Here is a 24,016-nt window from a genome sequence, read left to right as displayed (position 1 = left end):
GACGGTGCAGACCCGGGCGCGTGTCGGCAAGGTTCACGCTGCTTCCTCCGCTGCCGGGGTGCTGGCGGTCAGGGTCATTAGAATGCCAACGTGGACCAGACCCCTCCCGCCGTGGTGAGTTCCCGCATCATCACGATCCCGAACCTGTTGAGCCTGTTCCGGCTCGCCATGGTTCCGGTCTTCCTCATGCTGGTCATTGCCGGCGAAGACGTGTTCGCGCTGGTCGTGCTGGTGATCGCCAGTGCGACCGACTTCCTCGATGGGATGCTCGCGAGGAGGCTTGGCCAGGTCACCAGGCTCGGCCAGCTTCTCGATCCGGCCGCCGATCGGCTGTTCATCTTCGCCACCCTCATCGGCCTCGCGGTCCGGGGGATCGTCCCCTGGTGGCTGGTCGCGGTGATCGTCGGGCGTGACGTGATGCTGGTCGTCCTCGGGATCGTTCTCGCAGGTCACCGGTTCGGACCGATCCCTGTGCACCAGCTCGGCAAGCTGGCGACCGCCGCCCTGTTCTACGCCCTGCCGATCCTGATGGTGGGCGAAGCCTTCCCTGTCGTGGCCTGGGCGACCGATCCGATCGGCTGGGCCTGTGCCCTGTGGGGGGCGTTCCTCTACTGGTGGGCCGGTGGGCGTTACATCGCGCAGGCCGTACGGATGGTCAAAATTCCGCTATCCGCAGTGAGTGACTAATCCGATACGCTGGGACGCTAACAGCAGCTTGGAGGTTCGCGATGGATAGTTCTGGTAATCGGGACAGAACGCCCCCGGACAGTGCTCGCTCGACTGATGCGCGCCTCACCGACACGACCGCACACCACAGCAAGGATTTCGAGCAGCAGCTTGCCGCACTCGATGGCGAGGTCTCTACTGAAGAGCAGGATGCCATCGGCGCGCTGCCGTCCGGTTCCGCGCTTCTGGTGGTCCGTCGCGGTCCGAACACCGGTGCGCGCTTCCTGCTGGACGCCGACGTCACGACTGCCGGACGGCATCCGGATGCCGACATCTTCCTCGATGACGTGACGGTGTCTCGCCGTCACACGGAGTTCCTCCGCCACGGCACCGCCTTCGAGATCAGGGACCTGGGCTCGCTCAACGGAACCTATTACGACGGCGTCCGCATCGAGTCGGCCATGCTGGCCGACGGCGCCGAGGTGCAGGTCGGGAAGTTCCGGCTGACCTTCTACGCGTCACGACTTGACCTGGCCCACCAGGCGAGCGAGTAGTGCCTCGCGCAGCAGCCCAGGAGAGGGGCGCGGCAGGGCCGAACCTGTTGAGCATCGGTCAGGTGCTGGCTCGGCTCACCGCAGAATTCCCTGACCTTACGCCGTCCAAGCTCCGCTTTCTCGAGGAACGCCACCTCATCAGCCCTGCTCGTACTGAATCCGGGTATCGCAAGTTCTCCCCAGCGGACCTGGAGCGCCTGCGGTTCGTCCTGACGATGCAGCGCGATCACTACCTGCCGCTCAAGGTCATCCGGGGGTATCTCGACGACCTCGACGCCGGCCGGCAGCCCGACCTGCCGGGCAGTGGAACGCTGGCGCCGCCGTCGATGTTGTCGAGCGACCGCCGCTATCACCGGGATGAGCTCATCCGAGAAGCCGGAGCGACCCCGCAGCTGCTGAACGACGCCGTTTCATCGTCGCTGGTGCTCCCGAGCGACGCGTACGGCGAAGACACCCTGCTGGTGCTGCGGGCACTGGTCGAATTGCAGCGCTCGGGAATCGAACCTCGGCACCTCCGCGGTTTCCGGGGTGCTGCTGAGCGGGAACTCGGGCTCATCGAAAGTGCGCTGATTCCTGTTGCACGCAGGAAAGACGCGTCCAGCCGGGCCAAGGCGAGCGAACTTGCGCGCGAGATTGCGGGACAGCTGGAGATCGTGCGGAGCAGCCTGATCCGCTCTGCGCTGTCCCGTCTCGACCCGTAAGCTAGGGGTCACCCCGACGCGGGAAGACGACCTGGCACGACACGCCGACGTCCGACCCGCCAATGCCACCCGAAGCGGCATTCCACTCGTACCTTTGGAACAAGACGAAAGTATCAACCACACATTGAACGTTCAGCTTCGCAAAGCCGTTCGGTGGGAAGGCGTATTGAATGAGTGAACTCATCAGCCGTAACGAGGAATCTCGTTACGACCTCGGGCTTCTGTTCACCGACGGCCTTCCGGACCTCGATGACACTTCCGGCTATCGCGGCGCTGTTGCCGCGCGGGCGGCCGGCATCACTTACCGCCAGCTGGACTACTGGGCTCGCACCGAACTGGTCGAGCCGACCGTCCGTGGTGCTGCCGGATCAGGCTCGCAACGTCTCTACGGTTTCCGCGACATCCTCGTTCTCAAGCTGGTCAAGCGCCTGCTCGACACCGGAATCTCCCTGCAGCAGATCCGCACGGCCGTCAACCAATTGCGTGAGGCCGGCGTCAGCGACCTCGCCCAGACCACGCTGATGAGCGACGGAGCCAGCGTCTACCTGTGCACCTCGAACGACGAGGTCATCGACCTGGTGAGCCGGGGGCAGGGCGTGTTCGGTATTGCCGTCGGCAAGGTGCTGCGCGAAGTGGAGAGCAGCCTGGTCGAGCTGGACTCGCAGCAGCCGGATGCCATGGACGAGCTTGCCGCTCGTCGCGCCTCCCGCGCGTCCTAGGTTCGCCAACCGTCCGCTTTGCGCGGCTGGTTCGCGCACGCATCCGCTCACGCTGGGCGTGCACGATTGTTGTCGAGCGGCACGTTATCTTCGGTGGCGCGCACCGATCGGTGGATCGCCTGCGCTTATGCGCACACGCGACACCGATCGGGCAGCGCGGCCAGTATCAGCCGCACTGACTGGTGCGCGAGCCGCTCAGGCGACGGCGCCTGGCTCCGGGGGAGTGAGCCCTGCGGTGCGCATGATGCGTTCGAGCAACTGGTCGAAGTTGCGCGCCATCTCCTGCGCGCCTTCGCCCGGCCAGATGTGCAGCGGCTTGGCCGCGCCCTGGGCCTGCTGCAATGAGGTGCGTTCTGGCAACTGGGGGTTGAGCACCAGCGGGCCGAACATGTCGCGGAGTTCCTTGATGCGGAACTGGTGCTCGAGCGACTGCACCCTCGCCCGGTTGACGATGATGCCGAGCGGCTGCAATCGGGGGCTCAGCCCGCGGCGGATCTCCTCGATCGCGCGAAGGGCTCGGTCGGCGGCCGCGACCGAGAACAGGCCCGGCTCGGTGATCACGGTGACCCGGTCGCTGGCTGCCCACGCGGTGCGCGTCAGGGCATTGAGGGATGGCGCACAGTCGATGAGCACCAGGTCGTAATCCTTCTCGACGTTCGCCAGCGCCTCTTCCAGCTTCCAGATGTCGCGGATGCTCGGATGCGGGCCGTCGAAGTTGATCGCCGACGGGCTGCCGATCATGACGTCGATCTTCCCGGGGCGACCCTTGGTCCAGCCACTCGGCGCGATCGCAGCGCGAACGATCTTCTCCTTGGGGGAGGCGAGCACGTCGGCGACGTTCAGGTGGCCGGCCACGTTGATGTCCATGCCGGTGGAGACATCCGACTGCGGGTCCAGGTCGACGACGAGGGTACGCAGACCCTTGGCGAAGGCGGCGGAAGCGAGTCCGAGCGTGACAGTCGTCTTTCCGACTCCTCCCTTGAGGGAGCTCACGCTGAGAACATGCACAACAAGAAACCATACCTTCACTATTCTGAAAGAACGCAATATTTGCCGCCCGTGCGCGGGTCGGCGATCCGCCAGCTGTAGAAGACTGTTGAAGACTGTCCGCAGCCCGAAAGGACCCTATGTTCTCGAAGATCCTCGTTGCCAACCGTGGTGAGATTGCCATCCGGGCCTTCAGGGCAGCTTTTGAACTCGGAGCCAAGACGGTGGCGGTGTACCCGTACGAGGATCGCAACTCGCTTCACCGGCTGAAGGCGGACGAGTCGTACCTGATCGGGGAGAAGGGCCACCCGGTCCGCGCCTACCTGAGTGTCCCGGAGATCATCAGGGTCGCCGTCGAGTGCGGCGCCGACGCCATCTACCCGGGCTACGGTTTCCTCTCCGAGAACCCCCACCTGGCCGAAGCGGCTGCCGCAGCGGGCATCACGTTCATCGGCCCTGGCAAGAGCGTGCTCGAGATGGCGGGCAACAAGGTGACGGCCAAGCAGCATGCTGCAGCCGCCGGGGTTCCGGTGCTGGCGTCGACTCCGGCGTCCACTGATGTCGACGAATTGCTGGCAGGCGCTGAGGCGATCGGCTTCCCGTTGTTCGCCAAGGCGGTTGCCGGCGGCGGTGGGCGCGGAATGCGCCGCGTCGACTCGTTGGACGAACTGCACGCTGCACTCGATGAGGCGATGCGGGAGGCCGACAGCGCGTTCGGCGATCCGACGATGTTCCTCGAGCAGGCGGTGCTGCGTCCCCGCCACATCGAGGTGCAGATCCTGGCCGATGCGACGGGGGAGACCGTTCACCTGTTCGAGCGGGACTGCTCGGTGCAGCGCCGCAACCAGAAGGTGATCGAGATCGCCCCGGCGCCAGGACTGGACGAGTCCATCCGGCAGGCCCTGTACCGGGACGCCGTCGCCTTCGCGAAGTCGATCGGCTACGTGAACGCCGGCACCGTCGAGTTCCTGCTCGACACGGTCGGCGAACGGGCCGGCCAGCACGTGTTCATCGAGATGAACCCGCGCATCCAGGTCGAGCACACGGTGACCGAGGAGGTGACGGATGTCGACCTCGTCCAGGCACAGATGAACATTGCTTTCGGGCTCAGCCTCGAGCAACTCGGGCTCCGCCAGGAGAACCTCGCCATGCACGGCTCAGCCCTGCAATGCCGGATCACCACCGAGGACCCCACCCAGAACTTCCGTCCGGACACCGGCAAGATCACCACCTACCGCTCGCCCGGCGGTGGCGGCATCCGGCTCGATGGCGGCACTGTGAGTCCCGGCTCCGAGATCAACCCGCACTTCGACTCCATGCTCGTGAAAATGACCTGCCGCGGTCACGACTTCGCCGCGGCTGTCGGCCGGGCCAGACGCGGACTGGCCGAGTTCCGCATCCGCGGTGTCTCCACAAACATCCCGTTCCTTCAGGCCGTGCTCGAGGACCCGTCGTTCGCCGCCGGCGACCTCAGTACGTCATTCATCGATGAGCGGCCGGGCCTGGTGCACCTGCACCCCTCCAAGGACCGTGGCACCCGCATTCTCAACTGGCTGGCCGATGTCACCGTCAACCAGCCGAACGGACCAGGCGCCGACCTGATCAACCCGGCGGAGAAGCTGCCGGCGATCGACGTGCGGGCGGATGCCCCGGCGGGCTCCCGACAGCGACTCCTGGAACTGGGGCCGGCCGGCTTCGCATCCGCATTGCGTGCACAAACGGCGCTGGCAGTCACCGACACCACGTTCCGTGACGCTCACCAATCGCTGTTGGCCACGCGGGTGCGTACCCGCGACCTGCTCGAGGTCGCACCGTATGTGTCCCGGCTCACGCCCGAACTGCTGTCGGTGGAGGCCTGGGGTGGTGCGACCTACGATGTCGCACTCCGATTCCTCGGTGAAGACCCCTGGGAGAGGCTGGCGACACTGCGGGAAGCCGTGCCGAACATTGCCATCCAGATGCTCCTCCGCGGGCGCAACACCGTCGGCTACACCCCGTACCCCACAGTGGTCACCGACGCGTTCGTGCGCGAGGCTGCGAGCACCGGTGTGGATATCTTCCGGATTTTCGACGCCCTCAACGACGTGTCCCAGATGCGCCCGGCCATTGACTCCGTGCTCGAGACCGGTTCTGCCGTCGCCGAGGTGGCGCTCTGCTACACCGGCGACCTCCTCGACCCGGCCGAGAACCTGTACACGCTCGACTACTACCTGCGCCTGGCGGAACAGATCGTGGATGCCGGCGCGCACGTGCTCGCCGTCAAGGACATGGCTGGGCTCCTGCGGGCCGGCGCTGCCGACCGGCTGGTGCGCGCCCTGCGCGACCGTTTCGACCTGCCCATCCACGTGCACACCCACGACACCGCGGGGGGCCAGCTGGCCACCCTGCTGGCTGCGAGCAATGCCGGTGCGGACGCGGTTGACGTTGCGAGCGCCCCGATGGCCGGAACGACCAGCCAGCCCTCGGCATCCGCCCTGGTCGCCGCCCTGGCCAATACCGAGCGCGACACCGGGCTGTCGCTGAAGGCCGTCAGCGACCTCGAGCCGTACTGGGAGGCCGTCCGCGATGTCTACCGGCCATTCGAGTCCGGGCTGCCCGGCCCGACCGGGCGCGTGTACGCCCACGAGATCCCGGGGGGCCAGCTCAGCAACCTGCGCCAGCAGGCGATCGCCCTCGGCCTGGGTGACCACTTCGAGAAGATCGAGGACGCCTACGCCGCCGCCAGTCGCATCCTGGGCCGCCCGCCGAAGGTGACGCCGTCGTCGAAGGTGGTCGGTGACCTCGCGCTGGCCCTGGTTGCGGCGGATGCCGACCCGGACGACTTCGAGCAGAACCCCGGAAACTATGACATCCCGGACTCGGTGATCGGTTTCATGGCCGGTGAGTTGGGCGAACTCCCGGGTGGCTGGCCGGAGCCGTTCCGCACCAAGGTGATGGCCGGCCGGGCGGTGAAGTCCGGCGTCCAGCAGCCTGAGGCTGACGACCTGGCCGCGTTGGCGGGGTCCTCACCTGAGCGGAGAGGTGCCCTCAACCGCCTGCTGTTCCCGGTACCGACCGCCCAGTTCCTGGAGGTTCGCGAGCACTACGGCGACCTGTCAGTGCTGGACACCAACGACTACCTGTACGGGCTGCGGCAGGGCCACGAGCATGTCGTGCGAGTGGAGACCGGCGTCAACCTGCTGGTCGGGCTCGAGGCGATCGGCGACGTCGACAACAAGGGCATGCGCACCGTGATGGCAACCCTCAACGGCCAATTGCGGCCGGTCTTCGTCCGCGACCGCAGCGTCAAGGTCGACACCAAGGCTGCCGAGAAAGCGGATGCCGGTCAAGCCGGTCACGTGGCCGCCCCGTTCTCCGGGGTGGTCACCCTGCAGGTGGGAGAGGGGGACCAGGTCACGGCCGGGCAAACGGTCGCCACCATCGAGGCGATGAAGATGGAGGCGGCCATCACGGCATCCGTTTCCGGTACCGTGGCCAGGCTCGCCGTACGGGCCACCGAACAGGTGGAGGCGGGGGACCTGCTGCTCGTTGTCGAGCTAAACTAGACCGTTCGGACCAGGGAGAGGTACCCACAGTGGCAACCAGGCAGCAGAAGTCGCACCCGGTCGATGACGAGACGGTCGAGACCGAACGCCAGGCGGCGGAGCTTGCCGACGACCGCGTCGATGAGCCGACCGGCGACGACCGCACTTCCGTCGAGACCTCGGTTGACCAGTTCCTGGGTGACGACACCGCTGACGACACCGCTGATGACGACGACGACGAGCCGGAGCGACCCAGGGTCAGCGTCGACCTCCCGGCAACCATCCACATCGCCCCAGAGCACGAGCTTGCCGTGGCGATCGCGGATATTCCGGTGAACCCCGGCCAGATCCGCTCCGACGAATCAGGCACCCTATCGGTCATGGTCGGCGCGCTCGCCCCGGCCGACCCGGGCAGCACCGACGGGGTGGACGACGAACTCGACGGTGCTGCGCTCGCTCGCGCGAACACGGAATCGGTGTACAGCCGTCGGGACAGCCTGAACGGGCAGGTTTCATCGAAGCCGGAAGCTGCGGCCATGCTCACCGCCGACCGCCTGCTCGACACCAAGAGGCGCAAGCGTCCGAAGCCGGAGGGGCGCTGGAACTCCTTCGTCTACGCGATCACCCTCCACCTGGTCAACCTGGGGGACTCACCGGCGGCGCGCGCCCGCAAGGCCGTTGACGCCAGGATCGACAAGCAGTTCGAGGGTGGCACCCGCTTCGTGCCGGTGCTCACCCGCAAGGGCGGTGTCGGCAAGACCACCATCACGGCGCTGATCGGGATGGCCCTCGCCGACGTGCGCGAAGATCGAATCGTCGCCATCGATGCCAACCCCGACCGCGGAACGCTCGCCGAACGGGTCAACAAGCAGACCAGGGCGACCGTGCGTGACATCGTCACCCGGGCGGCGTCCATCACCAGCTTCAACGACTTCTCGACCATGGTGTCCCGCGACGAGACACGACTGGACATCCTGGCGTCCGACACCGACCCATTGCTCGCCCAGGCGTTCGATGAGAACGACTACAACGTCGTGGCGGACCTCGCCGCCCGGTTCTACTCGATCTGCCTCACCGACTGCGGCACCGGCATCGTGCACTCCGTGATGCGGGCGACACTCCAGCGGGCTGATTCGGTGGTCATCGTGTCCGGTGGAAGCATCGACGAGGCGCGCCTGGCATCCGAAACCCTTACCTGGCTCGAGTCGAACGGGTACGGCTACCTGGTCAAGAACGCGGTCGTCGCCCTCAACACGGGCACCCAGGGCACCAACCTGGTCAAGCTCGACGAGATCGAAGCCCACTTCACGTCGCGGGTGAGGGAGATCGTTCGGATTCCCTACGACCCTCAGCTGGCCGCCGGCTCCGTCATCAACTACAAGGAGCTCCGCCCGCTGACCAAGGCGGCAGCACGCGAACTTGCCGCACTGGTCGTGGACGGGCTGCCGACCACTCAGGGCCGGTAACCGCACGATGACCGTACGACAGATCCGGATCTTCGGTGACCCGGTACTGAAGACCGTGTCCGATCCGGTGCGCGAAGGGGACGACGTTCGCGGACTGGTCGCCGACCTCGTCGACACCGTGATGCTTCCCGGCCGCGCCGGGGTCGCCGCGCCCCAGATCGGCGTCAACCAGCGAGTCTTCAGCTACAACGTCGACGGCGACATCGGCTATGTGATCAATCCGGTGCTGTTATCAGTTTCGGGGGAGCCGGACCTGGTCGATGAGGGCTGCCTGTCGGTCCCCGGCCTGTACTTCAAGCGCCTGCGCTATCCGGAGGCGGTGGTGACCGGCGTGGACCTGGACGGCAACGAGGTGGAGCTCTCCGGCAGTGGGATCATGGCCCAGGCGCTCCAGCATGAGATAGACCACCTCGAGGGGCACCTGTACATCGACGGGCTCGACAAGGAGACCAAGCGTGAGGCGATGCGCCAGATCCGCGAGTCGGACTGGTTCTAAGTCGTGCGTCGTTGAGCCGGTCGAGCTCGTCGAGACCCCGGCCGGGTCACCCCAGCGGGATCTCGACGAGCTCGATCAGCTGAACACGAGCTCGATCAGCTGAACACGAGCTCGATCAGCTGAACACGAGCTCGATCAGCTGAACACGAGCTAGATCAGCTGAACACGAGCTACCCGACGGTCGAGATACCCTCGGTCGCTGGAGTGTCCGCGTACATGGCCTCGATGTCGGCCGCAAACTCCTTCAGGATCACGTGGCGCTTGACGGACATCTTGGGCGTCAGGTGACCGCTCGCTTCGCTGATGTCTGCAGTGATGATGTGGAACTTGCGGATCGACTCCGCGCGCGACACCTTGGTGTTGGCCGCGTCGATCGCCCGCTGCACCTCGGCGAGCACCTTCGGGTTCTTGGCTGCTTCCGCAACCGACATGGTCGCGTCTTCGCCATTGTTGTTGAGCCACACCGGGAGCATCTCGTCGTCCAGCGTGATGAGGGCCGCAATGTACGGCTTCTGGTCTCCCACCACCAGGACCTGCCCGATGATCGGGTTGGCGCGGATCGGGTCTTCGAGCACGGCGGGCGCAACATTCTTGCCGCCGCCGGTGACGATCATCTCCTTCTTGCGGCCGGTGATCTCCAGGTAACCATCCGCGTCAAACGAGCCGATGTCCCCGGTCTTGAACCAGCCGTCCTCCATCGTCTCGGCGGTTGCCGCATCATTGTGCCAATAGCCCTGGAACACGCTGATGCCCTTGGCCTGGATCTCCCCGTCCTCGGCGATGCGCACCGCGTTGCCGGGGAGGACCGGGCCAACCTTGCCGATCTTGAACTTCGACGGGGTGTTCACCGTGACCGGTGCCGTGGTCTCGGTCAGCCCATAACCCTCGAGGATGGTCAGCCCGAGGCTGCGGTAGAAGTGCCCCAGGCGCAGGCCGAGGGGAGCGGAACCGGAGACGGCGTACTCGACGCGGCCGCCCATCGCCGCCCGGATCTTCGACAGCACGAGCTTGTCGAGCACGGCGAACTTCAGCTTCAGACCCAGCGGCACATGACCGGCGTCGACCGCCTTCGAATGCGCGATGGCGGCATCCGCTGCCGCACGGAAGATCTTGCCCTTGCCGCCGGCTTCCGCCTTCTGCTCGGAGGAGTTATAGACCTTCTCGAACACGCGCGGAACGGCCAGCAGGAAGGTCGGCTTGAAGCTGCCCAGTGATGGCAGCAGCTGCTTGGTGTCCGAAACGTGGCCGACCTTGACCCCGCCGTGAATGCTGAGCACCGAGATGAACCTGGCGAACACATGGGCCAGCGTGATGAAGAGCAGCGTGCTCGACTGGTCGTTGACCACCTCGGGAATGGCGAGACGGCAGTTGCGTACCAGCTCAACGAAGTTGCTGTGGTTGAGCACGACGCCCTTGGGCCTTCCGGTGGTACCGGCGGTGTAGATGAGGGTCGCGAGGTCGTCGGCGTTCGCCAGGTTCCGGCGACGCTCGATCTCCTCGTCGGTCACCTCGGCTCCGGCGGCCACCAGCTTGTCGAGGTCGCCCAGGTCGACCTGCCAGACATGGTGGACCTGCGGAAGTTCGGGATGCACCTCGTCGAAGCGGGCGAAGTGATCCGGAGTCTCAGCGATGAACGCGGTCGCGCCGGAGTCGCTGACATTCCACTGGATCTGCGCTGGCGCGGAGGTTTCGTAGATGGGCACCATGACGGCCCCGGCGAACCAGATCGCGAAGTCGACCAGCGTCCACTCGTAGCGCGTCTTGCACATGAAGGCGATCTTGTCGCCGGGCTCGATGCCGGAGGCGACGAGGCCTTTGGCCAGGGCGCGCACCTGGTCGAGGAATTCGGTGGAGGTGACATCACTCCATCCGCCGTCTGCTGTGGGCAGGGAGAAGAGCGCCTTGTTCGGCGTCTCCTTGACCCTCTCCATCAGGATGTCGGTCACGTTGGCGGTCGGGTCAGCCTTGACCAGGGCGGGTACGTCGTACTGTTCCACGGCAACTCCTTTGGTACCGGCGTGATGCTGTGCACCGCGCTATCCATTGTTTTCGGGTGTGGGAGGCCAGATAGCGACGCACCCCCAGGTTGCCTAAACTCTACTAGGTGCCCGGCGGCTTTTCTCGGCTGGGCCCTCCTGCCCGTATGACTCGACCTCAGAGGACGCCCCTGCATGCACGCCATCGGAATCGACATCGGCGGCACCAAGATCGCGGGAGCACTGGTTTCCGAAGACGGCCACATCCTGGCCGAGCTTCGCTCCCCGACACCGGCTGGCGACCCGACAGCGATTGTCGACGCGGTGGCGCGGATGATCGGCGAACTGGCCTCCGGCACCGATGTGCGGGCGGCCGGTGTCGCCGCGGCCGGCTTCATCGACCTGGAGCAGTCGACTGTCTACTATGCACCGAACATCAACTGGCGCAATGAGCCCTTCCGCGCACGGGTGGCTGAGCGGGTCGACCTCGACGTGACGATCGACAATGACGCGAATGCCGCAGGCTGGGCTGAGTTCCGCTTCGGTGCTGGACGCCAGGTGGCCGACATGACCATGCTGACGATCGGCACCGGTGTCGGAGGCGCGATCGTCACCGGCGGCTCGCTGTTCCGGGGTGGCTTCGGTGCGGGCGCTGAACTGGGGCACCTCCGGGTGGTTCCCGGGGGCATTCCGTGCGGATGCGGTGCCAGGGGCTGCATTGAACAGTACGGTTCTGGTCGCGCGCTGCTGAGGATGGCGAACGAGATAGCGGATGCGGGCGGAATCGGGCTGGGCCTCGCCGAGGCGCGCGCGGCATCCGGAACCCTCATCGGCGACGACGTCGCAGCCCTGATCTCCGCAGGCGACGCCGGCGCGCTGCAGGCGCTCAGGGAGTTGGGCGGCTGGCTCGGGCAGGCTTGCGCTTCGCTCAGTGCGGTGCTCGACCCGCAGCTCTTCGTCTTCGGCGGGGGAGTGGCTGTCGCAGGCGACCTCCTGCTCGACCCCATTCGGGAGGCCTACCTGGCACACCTGCCGGCGCGCGGTTATCACCCGGAGCCCGAGTTCACTATCGCCGAACTGGTCAACAACGCCGGTGTAGTCGGGGCTGCGGACCTCGCCAGGCTGCATCAGCGGGGGCGCTAGAGTTGTTCCACATTCGTAGGGACAGGCGGACATGTTTTATTGGCTGATGAAGAACCTGGTCGTCGGTCCCATCCTGAAGACGGCATTCCGGCCCTGGGTGACAGGCCATGAGAACATCCCGCGCTCCGGTGGGGTCATCCTGGCCAGCAACCACCTGTCGTTCATCGATTCGGTGTTCCTGCCCCTCGTCATGGACCGGCGAATCACTTTCCTGGCCAAGAGCGACTACTACACGGCGCGCGGTGCGAAAGGCTGGTTCATCAAGACCTTCCTCAAGGCCGCAGGGATGATTCCCATCGACCGCTCGGGAGGGAAGGCATCCGAGGCGTCCCTGAACACCGGGCTCCAGGTGCTGGCCGGGGATGAGATCCTCGGGATCTACCCCGAGGGGACGCGCAGCCCGGACGGCAGGCTCTACCGCGGTCGTACCGGTGTCGCGCGCATGATTCTCGAAGGCAATGTCCCGGTCGTTCCGGTGGCCATGGTGGACACCGAGAAGGTGATGCCGATCGGCCGTGCGTTGCCGAAGGTTCGCCGGCTGGGCGTCGTCATCGGCAAGCCGCTCGACTTCTCCCGTTTCGCCGGACTGGAGGGCGACCGGTTCATCCTGCGGTCGATCACCGACGAGATCATGTACGAGCTCAGTCGCCTCAGCGGCCAGGAATACGTCGACATCTATGCCTCTTCGGTCAAGGACAGGGCCGCTTCCGGAAAGGACGCAGCGTCCGCCGTAACCAAAGAAGGTCGGGTAGCTGCGAGCGGCTAGGCTTGTTCCTCGGGGCCGTGCCTGCCCCTTCCCGCCAAGAATTGCATTTGAGGAATACGTCCGTGGCCATCTCGTCCCCAGAACCCGTCGTGCTTGCTGATCCTTCCGTGGTCGCCGGCCTCGACTATTGGCGGACGCTCCCCATCAAGCAGCAGCCGCAATGGGGCGATGCGGATGCTGTTGCCGCGGCCAGTGCAGAGATCGCCAGTCTCCCTCCGCTGGTGTTCGCCGGTGAGGTCGACATCCTCCGCCAGCGGCTTGCGGCTGCCGCAGCCGGTAATGCCTTCCTCCTTCAGGGGGGCGACTGTGCCGAGACGTTCGCCGGGGCGACCGCCGACCAGATCCGCGACCGGGTGAAGACGATCCTGCAGATGGCCGTCGTGCTCACCTACGGTGCGTCGATGCCGATCGTCAAGATGGGTCGGATGGCCGGCCAGTTCGCGAAGCCGCGCTCGAGCGACAACGAGACCCGGGGCGAGGTCACGTTGCCCGCCTACCGCGGTGACATCGTCAACGGCTACGATTTCACGCCGGAGTCTCGCACCGCCGACCCGCGCAGGCTTGTGCAGGGCTACCACATGGCGGCATCCACGCTGAACCTGATCCGTGCGTTCACCCAGGGTGGGTTTGCCGACCTCCGTCAGGTGCACAGCTGGAACCAGGGCTTCGCCCGCAACCCGGCCAATGTGCGGTACGAGCAGATGGCCCGCGACATCGACAAGGCGATCAAGTTCATGGAGGCCGCCGGTGCGGACTTCGAGGAGCTGAAGCGCGTCGAGTTCTACACCAGCCACGAGGGCCTGCTGATGGACTACGAGCGGCCGATGACCCGCATCGACTCCCGCAACGGCACGCCGGTCAACACGTCAGCGCACTTCCTGTGGATCGGTGAGCGCACCCGTGAGCTGGATGGTGCCCACGTCGACTACTTCTCCCGTGTCCGCAACCCGATCGGCGTCAAGCTCGGCCCGACCACGACGCCGGCGGTGATGCGCGAACTGATTGACAAACTCGACCCGCACCGCGAGCCGGGCAGGCTCACTTTCATCACCCGCATGGGCGCGGGAAAGATCCGGGATGCCCTCCCGCCACTTCTCGAGGCGATCAAGGAAATGGATGCCACGCCACTGTGGGTCTCCGACCCGATGCACGGCAACGGCATGACGACCCCGACCGGGTACAAGACGCGCCGTTTCGACGACGTGGTCGACGAGGTCAAGGGGTTCTTCGAAGCGCACCGCGCTGTCGGCACCCATCCGGGCGGCATCCACATCGAGCTGACCGGCGACGACGTCACCGAGTGCTTGGGCGGTTCCGAGATGATCGACGAGGCGACCCTGGCAACCCGCTACGAGTCGCTGTGCGACCCGCGGCTGAACCACATGCAGTCGCTCGAACTGGCATTCCTGGTGGCCGAAGAGCTCAGCGCCCGCTAGTCGCCCAGACCCTTGAAGCTCACCGCTACGGTCGAGCCCTTGTCCGCCAATTCGCCACCCCGCGGGTTGGTTCTCCGAACCTCGACTGCCGCTGGCAGGAGGTCGGCACGTTTGTCATATTCGACCTGGAACCCACTGTCCGTCAGCAGTTTCTTCGCTTCCAGCCAGCTGAGGCCTTCAACCTTCGGCACCTCGACCTTCTCGATACCGTCAGAGATGATCAGGTTCACCGTGTGACCTTCGAGCACCGGTTCGGCTTGGGCCACCGCCCTGATCACCTTGCCGGCCTCGATGGTGTCGTGGAATTCGTGGTCGCCCTCCACCGCGTTCAGCTTGGCCTCCTGCAGGCGCTGCTGCGCTTCTTCGATCGTCAGGTTGGAGACGTCCGGGATCGGGCCGAGCGACACCACCAGGGTCACCGGCTGCTGCTCCCCATAGGTCTGAAGGGTGGGAAGGCTGACCGTCTCCTCGCCCTGCACGCCGAGGGCGTCGATCACGACTCCACTGGCGACCTCCGGGTGGAATTGGTACTGCGACTCCGCCAGGGTGAACCGGGCATCCTTCACCAGGTCCTTCGCCACGTCCTCCGGCTGCCCGACCAACTCGGGAATCTCCAGCGGTTCCGGCCCGTCGGAGATGATGAGTTGCACCATGCCGTCGTGCCCGACGGCGTTTCCTGCCGGCGGGTCAGTGCCCGCGACCAGCCCGGCAGGCACGTCCGTGTCAAATGCGCGCAACGGCGTGTCGGAGACCTGCAGGTCGGCGGCAACGAGCGCGGTCGTCGCCGCTTCCACAGTCTCCCCGGACACCTCGGGAATCGTGACGAGCGATCCAGGCCCTGAGCCGAAGTACCAGCCGGTCCCGGCGGCGAGCCCGGCCAGCAGCAGCACCAGCCCGAGCAGCCAGTATCCCTTCGAGCGACGCCGGTCGCTCTTCTCCTTCAGCGCGGAGGCGTTGTCCTTGACGACGGGGCCGCTTCGCGGCCTCCTGACCGGGGCGATGATCTGGGTGTCATCGTCCGATCCGGCCGGGAGCGCTGTCGCCGGCATGACCATCGTGTTCTGCATCGTGGTGGTGGCGGCATCCGCGTCACCGGCCAGTAGCCGCTGGGTCTCCCGCAGTTGCTCGAGCATCGAACGGGCGTCCCTGGGGCGCTGGTCAGGGTCGCGTGCAGTCGCCCACAGCACCAGTTCGTCGAGTTCTTCCGGTACCCGCGGGTTCTTCGAGCTCGGGGTGGGCACCGTGTCGTTGGCGTGCTGGTGCGCGATCTGGAATGCCTGCTCACCCTTGAACGGCTGCTCGCCGGCGAGCATCTCGTAGAGGATGATGCCGATCGCGTAGATGTCGCTGCGGGTGTCGGCCACGCCGCGGGTCACCAGCTCGGGGGACAGGTAGGCGATGGTCCCGAGCAGGGCGTTCCCGGTCGCCGTGTTGGCGTGCGCAGCGCGGGCGAGCCCGAAATCGCTGATCTTGATGCGGCCGTCATCGGCCAGCAGGATGTTCTCCGGCTTCAGGTCGCGGTGCACGATGCCGTGCTTGTGAGCGGCAGCCAGGCCGGACAGCACGGCTTCCAGGATGTCCATCGCCTGGACCGTGGTGAGCACCTGGTGCTCGGCGAGCAGGTCGCGCAGGGTGATGCCGGGCAGGTACTCCATCACCAGGTAGGCGGTGTCTGCATCCTGCCCCTGGTCGTAGACGTTCACGACGTTCGGATGCGCGAGGCGGGCCGCCGAGCGTGCCTCCTGGATGAAACGGGCCTTGTATTGGCTGTCGTCCGCCAGGTGGCCGTGCATGATCTTGACGGCGACGCGCCGCTCCAGGCGCAGGTCGGTGGCGACGTACACTGTCGCCATGCCGCCGCGGGCGATGCGCGAGCGCACCTGATAACGACCGTCGAGTAGACGGCCAATCATCGGGTCGGCGCTCTGGGTTGTCACCGCACCAGTCTAAAGTTGACCGCCGTAAGCATCCTGCACACACGCAGGCGTTCCGCCATAACGATTCGGTTCCCTAGCTGAGCTGGTCGAGCCAGACCCACGCGGATGCCTCCCACTTGGCGTAAGCGTCCGGGTAGGCGGAGATCTGCACCGCCTGGGCGGCCTGGGTGACCGTCATCGACTGCCACCCTGGGATGTCGAGCAGCCCGCGGGTGTTGCCCGTGTTGGGGTTGCTCGGGCCGCCGAAGAACAAGCGGCTCGCGTACACCGGGTCGGTGACCTGGGCCGGCGTGCCCCAGCCGGTGCTCGGCCGCTGCTGGAAGAGCCCGAGTGAGTCGCGGTCGCCCCAGTTGAGGTTGCGCAGCGTGGATTCCTGCATGGCGGTTGCCAGCGAGATGACGAGTCCGTAGTCGCTCACTCCGAGTTGCTTGCCAACGCTGACGATGATGGCGGCGTTCGCCCTCATCTCGTCGTTCATCGGCGTGATCGTGGTGCCGACGGATGCCGGGGCGGCTTGCCCGGGAATGGTCAGCGTGCGCCCGGCGTAGATGATGCTCGACCAGCCGAGGCCGTTGGCGTTCAAGAGTGCCTGGATCGTGACACCGTGTTTCGTCGCAATGCTGCTGACGGTGTCGCCCGACTTGATCGTGTATGCGCCGCTCGCCTGCGGAGGCGTGTTCGCCGCGGGCGGGGTGACCGGCGCCGGGGCGGGAACCGCGGCCGGTGCCGACTGTCCGGGGATGGCGAGGGTCTGTCCGGGGTAGATGATCGATTTCCAGCCGAGGCCATTGGCCGACAGCACTGACTGGGTACTCACGTTGAACCGGGCGGCGATCTTCCCGATGGTGTCCCCGGCGACGATGGTGTACCGCGACGATGCGACGGGTGCATTCTGCACGGGTACCACGGGCGCAGCGCCGGCCTTCGACAGGGTCAGCACCTGGCCGGGATGGATGATCGATTTCCAGCCGAGGCCGTTGAGTGCGAGAACGGATGCCGTCGACATTCCGTAGCGACCGGCGATGCCGCTCACCGTGTCCCCGGAACGCACCGTGTAGGTGGTGGGGGCCGCTGCGACGGTCACGTCGCCGTCCGGGGTGACCGCGGCGCTGGTGGTGGTGCCTGCGGCGGCCCTGGCCAATGCCTCGCGAACCGTCTCGCCCAGGTTCGCCTGGGGGCCACCTGCCGGGCTCATCGCCTTGTCTTTTGCCGGACGCTTCGACTCGTGCGTGTCGAGCGGGCCGGTGAGGTTCATCGACACGGCCATGGAGCCGGCCAGCACGATGGGGAGGGTGGCCATCAGGTTCCTGCCCAGACGACTGGGCTCCCTGGGCGCCAGGTGGCGTGGCTTGTGGTCTGCCGTCGTCGTCATGAGTTCCCCGTCACCGCTCTGCTCCCGGCCTGAGAGCTAGTTTTGTCCTCAAATTGGCATAGAAGTGAATGCCTGTCAACCAGTGTGACTGATGTGACTGGAGTAAATCAAGCAGCACCGATCGTGTCGCGCTTGTCGGGACGACGATTTCTGACAGGCTTAAGGCGTGAACCCTGTAGAAACCCAATGGCTGACCATCCCGGAGCTGGTCGACATCCTCGGAATCGGGGTCAGCAAGATCCGCCGGTTGATCGAAGACCGGAGCCTGCTGGCCAGACGGATCGACGGTGTGTGGCGGGTTCCGCAGGACTTCGTCCGTGACGGCGAACCGCTGCCGGAACTGCGTGGCACGCTGATCCTGCTCGCCGATGCCCGCTTCAGCGACGACGAAGCCATGGACTGGCTGCTCGAGCCGGAGGAGAGCCTCGGTACGTCCCCGATCGAGGCGCTGCGCGCCGGTCGCAAGGCGGAAGTGCGGCGGGTCGCACAGGCGCTCGCCTGAGTTCTACCGGGCGCCCGGCCTCTCGGCCGTGATCACGCGGTTCGTCGGCTGACAGTGTCAGCCAGCGTTGACAACTGTCGTTCGGCCTCGGGGCTGATCGGCGCATCCGCCAGGACCGCCCTGGCTTTCTCCACGTTGTGGGTGATGATGCGCTCCACCTGGTCGACCGCTCCGCTCTCCTTGATGGAGGCCTGGAGCACCCGAACCTGGTGATCGCTGAGCTCGGGGTCTCCCAGGAGTTCGTCGAGCAGTCGAGCGGAGTTGCCCGGAAGCCTGGTGCGGGCCAGGGCGACCAATACGGTGCGCTTCCCCTCACGCAGGTCGTCGCCGGATGGCTTCCCGGTGACGTCAGGGTCGCCGAACACTCCGAGCAGGTCGTCGCGCAATTGGTAGGCGACGCCCAGGGGCAGCCCGAAGTCGCGCAGGGCAGAAAGCTGCCCGATGCTCGCTCCACCGATCGCGGCACCGATGGCCAGCGGGGCTTCGACGCTGTACTTCGCTGACTTGTAGACGATCACGCGGTGCGCCCGAGAGAGGAGGTCGGCCTCGGCCCTGGTGTGCCAGGAGCGTTCCTCCAGAACGTCGAGGTACTGGCCGTAGGTGACCTCGGTACGCATCCGGTTGAATTCCCGGCGAGCGGATGCCGCCATCTCCGGGTCGGCCAGCGCACGCAACCCGCGGTCGAGCACTTCGTCACTCCAGCCGAGCAACAGGTCGCCCAGCAACAGGGCGCCGGATCGCCCGAACTCGGCCGAGTCGCCGCGCCACCCGTTGTCCACGTGCAACTTCTGGTAGCGGCGGTGCGCGGAAGGCTGTCCGCGCCTGGTGTCGGAGTTGTCGATGACGTCGTCGTGCACGAGCGCTGCGGCATGGAAGATCTCGAGGGCGCTGGCGGCATCCACCACGGAGGACAGCGGACCGCGGCCATGCGTCTCCGCGCCGCCCTCGCCTGCAACCGCCTGCCATCCCCAGTAGCAGAAGAGGGCGCGAAAGCGCTTGCCGCCACGGAGCAGGGAACGGGAGAGTTCCAGGTAGGGGAGCAGGTCAGCCGAGATGGCTGTCAGCTGGGGTTCCTGACCCGCCAGGAATTGATCAATGCTCTCCTGAACCAGGTCGACTAACCGTGTACTCTCAGCCACAGTCCTAGCCTAGCCAGCCGGGGGAGCATACAATTGTGGGTAGTCTTTACCGACGCGCACCGAAGGGAGTCCTCATGCCGTTGTCTGAGCACGAGCAACGTCTCCTGGAAGAGATGGAGCGTAGCCTCTATAACAATGATGCCGACTTCGTGGCGACGGTCAGCCCCCGCGGCGGGCGTCCGAATTACCGCCGGATCGCCTTGGGTGCGCTCATCGCCCTGGTGGGCATCATAGCCATCGTCACCGGGATCATGATCAAGCAGCCGCTCGTCGGCATGCTGGGGTTCATCGTCATCCTCGGTGGCGCCCTGCTCGCGTTGTCGCCGCGGTCTCGTGCACCCGAATCCCTCGAGGGGCTCGGTGATTCGCGACCTTCGTCATCAGGCAAGACCCGCGCCGGCGGCGGGTTCATGGACCGGATGAACGAGCGCTGGGACCGCCGTCAGGATGGCCACGACGAATAGCAGGTGAAGTAACAAATCGGGTCGACCGCAAGGTCGGCCTTTTTTTGTTGCCCGATTTTCTCCCGGGTGTGCCCTGCAGCACTCCATTTCCCTCCACTAGTAACTTCCTAGTAAACACAGGCCTATTCGGCGCGCCGATTCACAAATAACGACCAATTTCGTTGTTTTGTGGTGGGAAGTGGAGTAAAGTGGAGAACACCTGAACACAGGCCGGTGAGTAAGGGGGTGAGTGCCGATGTTTCTGGGCACCTATGCACCCAAGCTCGACGACAAGGGCCGCGTCATCCTGCCGGCGAAGTTCCGTAGCGAGCTCGAGGGCGGAGTCGTCATCGCCCGCGGCCAGGAGCGGTGCCTCTACGTGTTCAGCACGCGTGAGTTCGAGGAACTGCACGACAAGATCCGCCAGGCACCGGTCACCAGCAAGCAGGCGCGGGACTACCTGCGCCTGTTCCTGTCCGGTGCCAACTCCGAGGTTCCCGACAGCCAGAACCGTGTCACCATCCCCGCCCAGTTGCGCTCGTACGCCGGCCTTGACCGCGAGCTCACCGTCATCGGCGTCGGCAACCGGGCAGAGATCTGGGACACCGAGGCGTGGGAGCAGTACTACGCCGAACAGGAAAGCAACTTCTCCGACACCACGGAGGAGGTGATCCCGGGACTCTTCTAGCACCTTGATCCTGACTCCCAGCCGTTCACACGCCCTGCCGCACTTCCCCGGTGGCAGGTCGGACCGGATGGGGATCAGGGTTCAGGAGCTTTCCCCGGCGAAACCATGAACGACAAGCAAATCCACATTCCGGTCATGCTCGAACGCACGGTCGAGTTGCTCAGCCCGTCCGTGGCACGTCCCGGTGCCGTGCTCGTTGACGCGACTCTCGGCATGGCCGGGCACGCGGCGGCATTCCTCGAGCGTTTCCCTGACCTGACACTGGTCGGTTTCGATCGCGACCAGGATGCATTGGCGATCGCGGGGGAGCGGCTGGCGGTCTTCGGTGAGCGGGTGCACCTCGTGCACACGGTGTACGACGAGTTCGTCCACGCCCTGGCCGAACTCGGAATCACCGAAGTCGCCGGAGTGCTGTTCGATCTCGGCGTCTCATCCCTGCAGCTCGACCGGGTGGAGCGCGGGTTCTCGTACTCGAAGGACGCCCCGCTCGACATGCGGATGGACGCCTCATCGCCGGTGACCGCCGAGCAGGTCATCGCTGAGTACAGCGAAGCCGACCTGCGGCGCATCTTCCGCGATTATGGCGAAGAGCGATTGGCTCCCCGGTACGCCCAGAAGATCGTGGAACGGCGGTCGATGAAGCCGTTCACCAGGTCAGGCGATCTGGTCGACGTGATCTCGGCCGCAACACCGGTTGCCATCCAGCGCAAGGGGCACCCCGCCAAGCGGGTGTTCCAGGCTCTCCGGATCGAGGTCAACCAGGAGCTCGCCGCCCTGGAGCGCGCCATCCCGGCAGCCATCGACAGTCTGGCGGTCGGCGGCCGCATCGTCGTACTGGCCTACCAGTCGCTGGAGGACCGCCTGGTCAAGCGCGCATTCGCCTCCGGCTCCTCATCGAGTTCTCCGGCCGGCCTTCCGGTGGAACTTCCGGAGCACGCGCCGGAATTGAAGCTCCTGGTTCGCGGCGCAGAGCTTGCCCCGGCAAACGAGCAAGAGACCAACCCTCGCTCGATCCCGGTGCGGTTGCGTGCCGCTGAGCGCATCAGGAGGGCAGCATGAGCGCATCAGCCGCTGTGCGCTCTTCAGCAGCTATGTCGCTTCCGGAGCGGATGCCATGGCGGAAGCCGGCTGCGGACACGCGGCACATCGAGATCGTCACCACGCGGAGCCAGCGCCGGGCTCGTCCGCGGCTCGCGTTCTCGCTCATCATCATTGCCGGACTGTTCGGCGTTCTCGCCTCCCAGATGCTGCTGAGCATCGCGCTGGCTGACGGCGCGTACCAGATCTCGGACCTGCAGGCTGAGCAGAAGGAACTGTCTCGGGCGCAGCAGTCGGTCACGGAACAGCTGAACGTGCTGGAGTCGCCGCAGAACCTCGCTGCACGCGCCGAATCGCTCGGGCTGGTCAGTAACAACAGTGCGGTGTACCTGGATCTCGCCACCGGAGCCGTGATGGGTTCTCCGACTGCCGCCCAGGCGGGGGCCGGCAGCGTCGTCGGCGGCAACGGCAGCCTGCTCATCCCCAATGCATTGCTGGCCGACGTGCCCGGCACGATGACGCCAGCCGAGACGACGGCCACTGGGGGAGTCGTGGGCGCGCCTACCGGCACGACTCCGGGCGATTCTGTAGCGTCGACAGCCACCGGAATCCCCGGTCCGACCACCAGGTAGGGCCAGGAATGCACCAAGAGCCCGGAATAGAGCAAGAGGGGGTGGAGTGAGGAATCCACGTTCGACCAGCCGTCGACTGTCGATTGCGATCCTCCTGATCATCGCCGTCGTCGGCGTTTTCGTCGTGCGCCTGGTCGACTTCCAGGTGGTTCGCGCATCCGAACTCAACGCGGCCTCCCACGACAAGCGTGCCGTCGCAACGAAGACCTACGGCTCCCGTGGAACCATCACCGACAAGGACGGTGTCGTCCTCGCGGAGAGCGTCATGCGCTACGACGTCACAGCGGCGCCCAAGGTTGCCGGCGCCTTCGACCGCAAGACGGAGGACGGCACCCAGAGTGTCAGCCTGCTCGACGCCGCCGGGGAGCTCGCCGAGATCACCGGGGTGGATGCGACCGAGATCTTCCTGGCGCTCACTGAGGATCCGGAGTCCAACTATGCACTGCTGGCCAGCGGGCTGGACAAGGACCAGCTGGATGCGGTCTGGGCTCTGGGGATACCCTGGGTCCATATGGTGCAGAACCCCGCCCGCACCTATCCCAACGGCGCTGTGGCCGGCAACCTGGTCGGGTTCATCGGCGCCGAAGGACCCCAATACGGTGTTGAGACCACCCAGAACGACTGCCTCGGCAGTACCGACGGTGTGTCGACCTACGAGCGTGGTCTCGACGGTGTTCGGCTACCCGGCAGCACGGTGACCACCAAAGAGGCGAAACCCGGCGGCACCGTCACCCTGACCATCGACAGCGACCTGCAGTGGTTCGTGCAACAGCGGGTGGCTGAGCGCGCCATCGAACTGGGCGCGGAATCCGCTTCGGCCGTCGTCGTGAGGGTGAAGGACGGCCACATCATGGCGATGGCCGATTGGCCGGCGGTCGACCCCAACAACCGCAATGCCACGGTCTCCGAGCATCCGAATTCGCTCGGTGCGCTGTCGTTCTCGGGCGCCTACGAACAGGGCTCCACCTTCAAACCCTTCACGGCGGCGATGGTCATCGACCAGGGGGTAGCGGCACCGGACTCGAAGATCACCGTCCCATCGCTGTGGAAGTCGCCCGACGGTGCAACCGTTCGCGATGCGTTCGGCCACGGTGACGTCAACTGGACCCTTACCGGAGTCATCCAGCAGTCGTCCAACGTCGGAATCTCGATGTTCGGTTCCCGGCTCGACAATGGAACCCGGTACGCCTACCTCAAGAAGTTCGGGTTCGGGGCGAAGTCCGCCGTCGAGTTCCAGTACGAGACCCCGGGCATCCTGTCCGACAGCTGGAACACCCAGCAGAAGTACGACATCACCTACGGTCAGGGAATCGCCGCCAGCCTCGCCCAGATGGCCGGCGCCTACCAGACGCTCGGCAATGACGGCGTGAGGCTTCCGTTGCGGCTGGTCGAGAAGTGCACGATGCCGGACGGAACGGTGACCACCCCCACCACGGGAGAGCCGGTACGAGTGGTGTCCGAGTCTGCGGCCGACCAGGTCGTCCAGATGATGGAGACCGTGGTGAGCGGCGGCAGCCTCTCCACGGCGCTGTCCATCCCGGGATACCGCGTCGCAGCCAAGACGGGAACCGGTGAGGTGGCCGGGCCGAACGGGTACACCAGCGAGCGCATCGTCTCGCTTGCCGGGCTCGCGCCGGCCGAAAATCCTGAATACGCCGTGATCGTGAGCATCGTCAAGCCCGATATTATGAAGACGTCGACGGCAGCGGCTGCGTCATTCCAGAAGATCATGGCCCAGGTGCTGAAGACGTACCGTGTCGAGCCGTCCACAACGCCGGCTCCCCAATCGCAGACGACCTGGTAACCCGGGTCGTCCCGGTGAAGTCAAAGA

At 65.8% G+C, this 24,016-nt stretch carries 21 protein-coding genes; 16 read left to right on the top strand and 5 right to left on the bottom strand.

Annotation, left to right across the window (positions count from 1 at the left end):
• Window positions 1–90 precede the first annotated feature (90 nt).
• The 4 genes from ACX3O0_RS05495 to ACX3O0_RS05480 all read left to right on the top strand — a co-directional run bounded on the left by ACX3O0_RS05495 (window position 91) and on the right by ACX3O0_RS05480 (window position 2,640).
• A complete protein-coding gene (locus tag ACX3O0_RS05495) occupies window positions 91–687 on the top strand; it encodes a CDP-alcohol phosphatidyltransferase family protein (RefSeq protein ID WP_459092225.1) in 597 nt (198 codons plus the stop codon).
• 41 nt (window positions 688–728) lie between these two features.
• Complete coding sequence (locus tag ACX3O0_RS05490) at window positions 729–1,220, top strand: FHA domain-containing protein (protein ID WP_459092227.1); 492 nt, start codon at window positions 729–731, stop codon at window positions 1,218–1,220.
• The gene (ftsR, locus tag ACX3O0_RS05485) at window positions 1,220–1,921 is read left to right on the top strand and encodes a transcriptional regulator FtsR (RefSeq protein ID WP_459092229.1); all 702 of its coding nucleotides are present in this window, start codon (window positions 1,220–1,222) and stop codon (window positions 1,919–1,921) included. The genes ACX3O0_RS05490 and ftsR overlap by 1 nt, the downstream gene beginning before the upstream one ends.
• A gap of 170 nt (window positions 1,922–2,091) precedes the next feature.
• Window positions 2,092–2,640, top strand: coding sequence for a MerR family transcriptional regulator (locus ACX3O0_RS05480; RefSeq protein WP_459092231.1), 549 nt, complete (start codon window positions 2,092–2,094; stop codon window positions 2,638–2,640).
• 195 nt (window positions 2,641–2,835) lie between these two features.
• On the opposite strand, the gene ACX3O0_RS05475 is transcribed toward ACX3O0_RS05480, so the two are convergent.
• Window positions 2,836–3,648 (bottom strand): ParA family protein, encoded by an 813-nt coding sequence (locus ACX3O0_RS05475; RefSeq protein WP_459092233.1) that lies wholly within the window; start codon window positions 3,646–3,648, stop codon window positions 2,836–2,838.
• A 119-nt stretch (window positions 3,649–3,767) separates the two neighbouring features.
• Here ACX3O0_RS05475 and ACX3O0_RS05470 point away from each other — a divergent pair, with 119 nt between their 5' ends.
• The 3 genes from ACX3O0_RS05470 to def are packed head-to-tail and all read left to right on the top strand — an operon-like array spanning window position 3,768 to window position 9,113.
• Entirely contained in the window at window positions 3,768–7,172 is a 3,405-nt protein-coding gene (locus ACX3O0_RS05470; RefSeq protein ID WP_459107041.1) for a pyruvate carboxylase, read from the top strand.
• Between the two features lie 29 nt (window positions 7,173–7,201).
• Window positions 7,202–8,617, top strand: coding sequence for a MinD/ParA family ATP-binding protein (locus tag ACX3O0_RS05465; protein WP_459107040.1), 1,416 nt, complete (start codon window positions 7,202–7,204; stop codon window positions 8,615–8,617).
• Window positions 8,618–8,624: 7 nt separating this feature from the next.
• Complete coding sequence (gene def / locus ACX3O0_RS05460; RefSeq protein WP_459092239.1) at window positions 8,625–9,113, top strand: peptide deformylase; 489 nt, start codon at window positions 8,625–8,627, stop codon at window positions 9,111–9,113.
• Window positions 9,114–9,283: 170 nt separating this feature from the next.
• Here the strand turns inward: def and ACX3O0_RS05455 are convergent, their stop codons facing one another.
• Complete coding sequence (locus ACX3O0_RS05455; protein ID WP_459092241.1) at window positions 9,284–11,110, bottom strand: AMP-dependent synthetase/ligase; 1,827 nt, start codon at window positions 11,108–11,110, stop codon at window positions 9,284–9,286.
• Window positions 11,111–11,284: 174 nt separating this feature from the next.
• Between ACX3O0_RS05455 and ACX3O0_RS05450 the strand changes: the two genes are divergently transcribed.
• From ACX3O0_RS05450 to ACX3O0_RS05440, 3 genes are all read left to right on the top strand, one after another.
• Window positions 11,285–12,232, top strand: a complete 948-nt coding sequence (locus ACX3O0_RS05450; protein WP_459107039.1) for an ROK family glucokinase — start codon at window positions 11,285–11,287, stop codon at window positions 12,230–12,232.
• A gap of 31 nt (window positions 12,233–12,263) precedes the next feature.
• Window positions 12,264–12,998: a lysophospholipid acyltransferase family protein gene (locus ACX3O0_RS05445; RefSeq protein WP_459092245.1), complete on the top strand. Its 735-nt coding sequence runs from the start codon at window positions 12,264–12,266 to the stop codon at window positions 12,996–12,998.
• Between the two features lie 107 nt (window positions 12,999–13,105).
• Entirely contained in the window at window positions 13,106–14,434 is a 1,329-nt protein-coding gene (locus tag ACX3O0_RS05440; RefSeq protein ID WP_459092412.1) for a class II 3-deoxy-7-phosphoheptulonate synthase, read from the top strand.
• Here the strand turns inward: ACX3O0_RS05440 and pknB are convergent.
• Together pknB and ACX3O0_RS05430 are read right to left on the bottom strand one after the other, a co-directional pair.
• Window positions 14,431–16,371 (bottom strand): Stk1 family PASTA domain-containing Ser/Thr kinase, encoded by a 1,941-nt coding sequence (pknB, locus tag ACX3O0_RS05435; RefSeq protein ID WP_459092247.1) that lies wholly within the window; start codon window positions 16,369–16,371, stop codon window positions 14,431–14,433. The genes ACX3O0_RS05440 and pknB overlap by 4 nt on opposite strands.
• Window positions 16,372–16,444: 73 nt before the next feature.
• Window positions 16,445–17,743, bottom strand: coding sequence for a LysM peptidoglycan-binding domain-containing protein (locus ACX3O0_RS05430; protein WP_459092249.1), 1,299 nt, complete (start codon window positions 17,741–17,743; stop codon window positions 16,445–16,447).
• A 166-nt stretch (window positions 17,744–17,909) separates the two neighbouring features.
• Between ACX3O0_RS05430 and ACX3O0_RS05425 the strand changes: the two genes are divergently transcribed.
• Window positions 17,910–18,245 carry an Rv2175c family DNA-binding protein gene (locus ACX3O0_RS05425; RefSeq protein ID WP_459092251.1) on the top strand — a complete coding sequence of 112 codons (336 nt, stop codon included), beginning with the start codon at window positions 17,910–17,912 and terminating at the stop codon, window positions 18,243–18,245.
• A gap of 32 nt (window positions 18,246–18,277) precedes the next feature.
• On the opposite strand, the gene ACX3O0_RS05420 is transcribed toward ACX3O0_RS05425, so the two are convergent.
• Window positions 18,278–19,384, bottom strand: a complete 1,107-nt coding sequence (locus tag ACX3O0_RS05420) for a polyprenyl synthetase family protein (protein WP_459092253.1) — start codon at window positions 19,382–19,384, stop codon at window positions 18,278–18,280.
• Window positions 19,385–19,458: 74 nt separating this feature from the next.
• On the opposite strand from ACX3O0_RS05420, the gene ACX3O0_RS05415 reads away from it, so the two are divergent.
• The 5 genes from ACX3O0_RS05415 to ACX3O0_RS05395 all read left to right on the top strand — a co-directional run bounded on the left by ACX3O0_RS05415 (window position 19,459) and on the right by ACX3O0_RS05395 (window position 23,989).
• A complete protein-coding gene (locus ACX3O0_RS05415) occupies window positions 19,459–19,848 on the top strand; it encodes a DUF3040 domain-containing protein (protein ID WP_459092255.1) in 390 nt (129 codons plus the stop codon).
• Window positions 19,849–20,083: 235 nt separating this feature from the next.
• Window positions 20,084–20,515 (top strand): division/cell wall cluster transcriptional repressor MraZ, encoded by a 432-nt coding sequence (gene mraZ, locus ACX3O0_RS05410; RefSeq protein ID WP_459092414.1) that lies wholly within the window; start codon window positions 20,084–20,086, stop codon window positions 20,513–20,515.
• A gap of 105 nt (window positions 20,516–20,620) precedes the next feature.
• Window positions 20,621–21,574 (top strand): 16S rRNA (cytosine(1402)-N(4))-methyltransferase RsmH, encoded by a 954-nt coding sequence (gene rsmH / locus ACX3O0_RS05405; RefSeq protein WP_459107038.1) that lies wholly within the window; start codon window positions 20,621–20,623, stop codon window positions 21,572–21,574.
• The gene (locus ACX3O0_RS05400) at window positions 21,571–22,185 is read left to right on the top strand and encodes a hypothetical protein (RefSeq protein WP_459107037.1); all 615 of its coding nucleotides are present in this window, start codon (window positions 21,571–21,573) and stop codon (window positions 22,183–22,185) included. The genes rsmH and ACX3O0_RS05400 overlap by 4 nt, the downstream gene beginning before the upstream one ends.
• Window positions 22,186–22,231: 46 nt before the next feature.
• On the top strand, window positions 22,232–23,989 hold the full coding sequence (locus tag ACX3O0_RS05395; RefSeq protein WP_459107036.1) for a peptidoglycan D,D-transpeptidase FtsI family protein: 1,758 nt from the start codon (window positions 22,232–22,234) through the stop codon (window positions 23,987–23,989).
• Window positions 23,990–24,016: the final 27 nt, after the last annotated feature.

The sequence above is a fragment of the Homoserinimonas sp. A447 genome (genome assembly GCF_054489325.1).
Note: the sequence above shows the minus strand (reverse complement) of the source record. Positions and strands in the feature narration are given on the sequence as shown.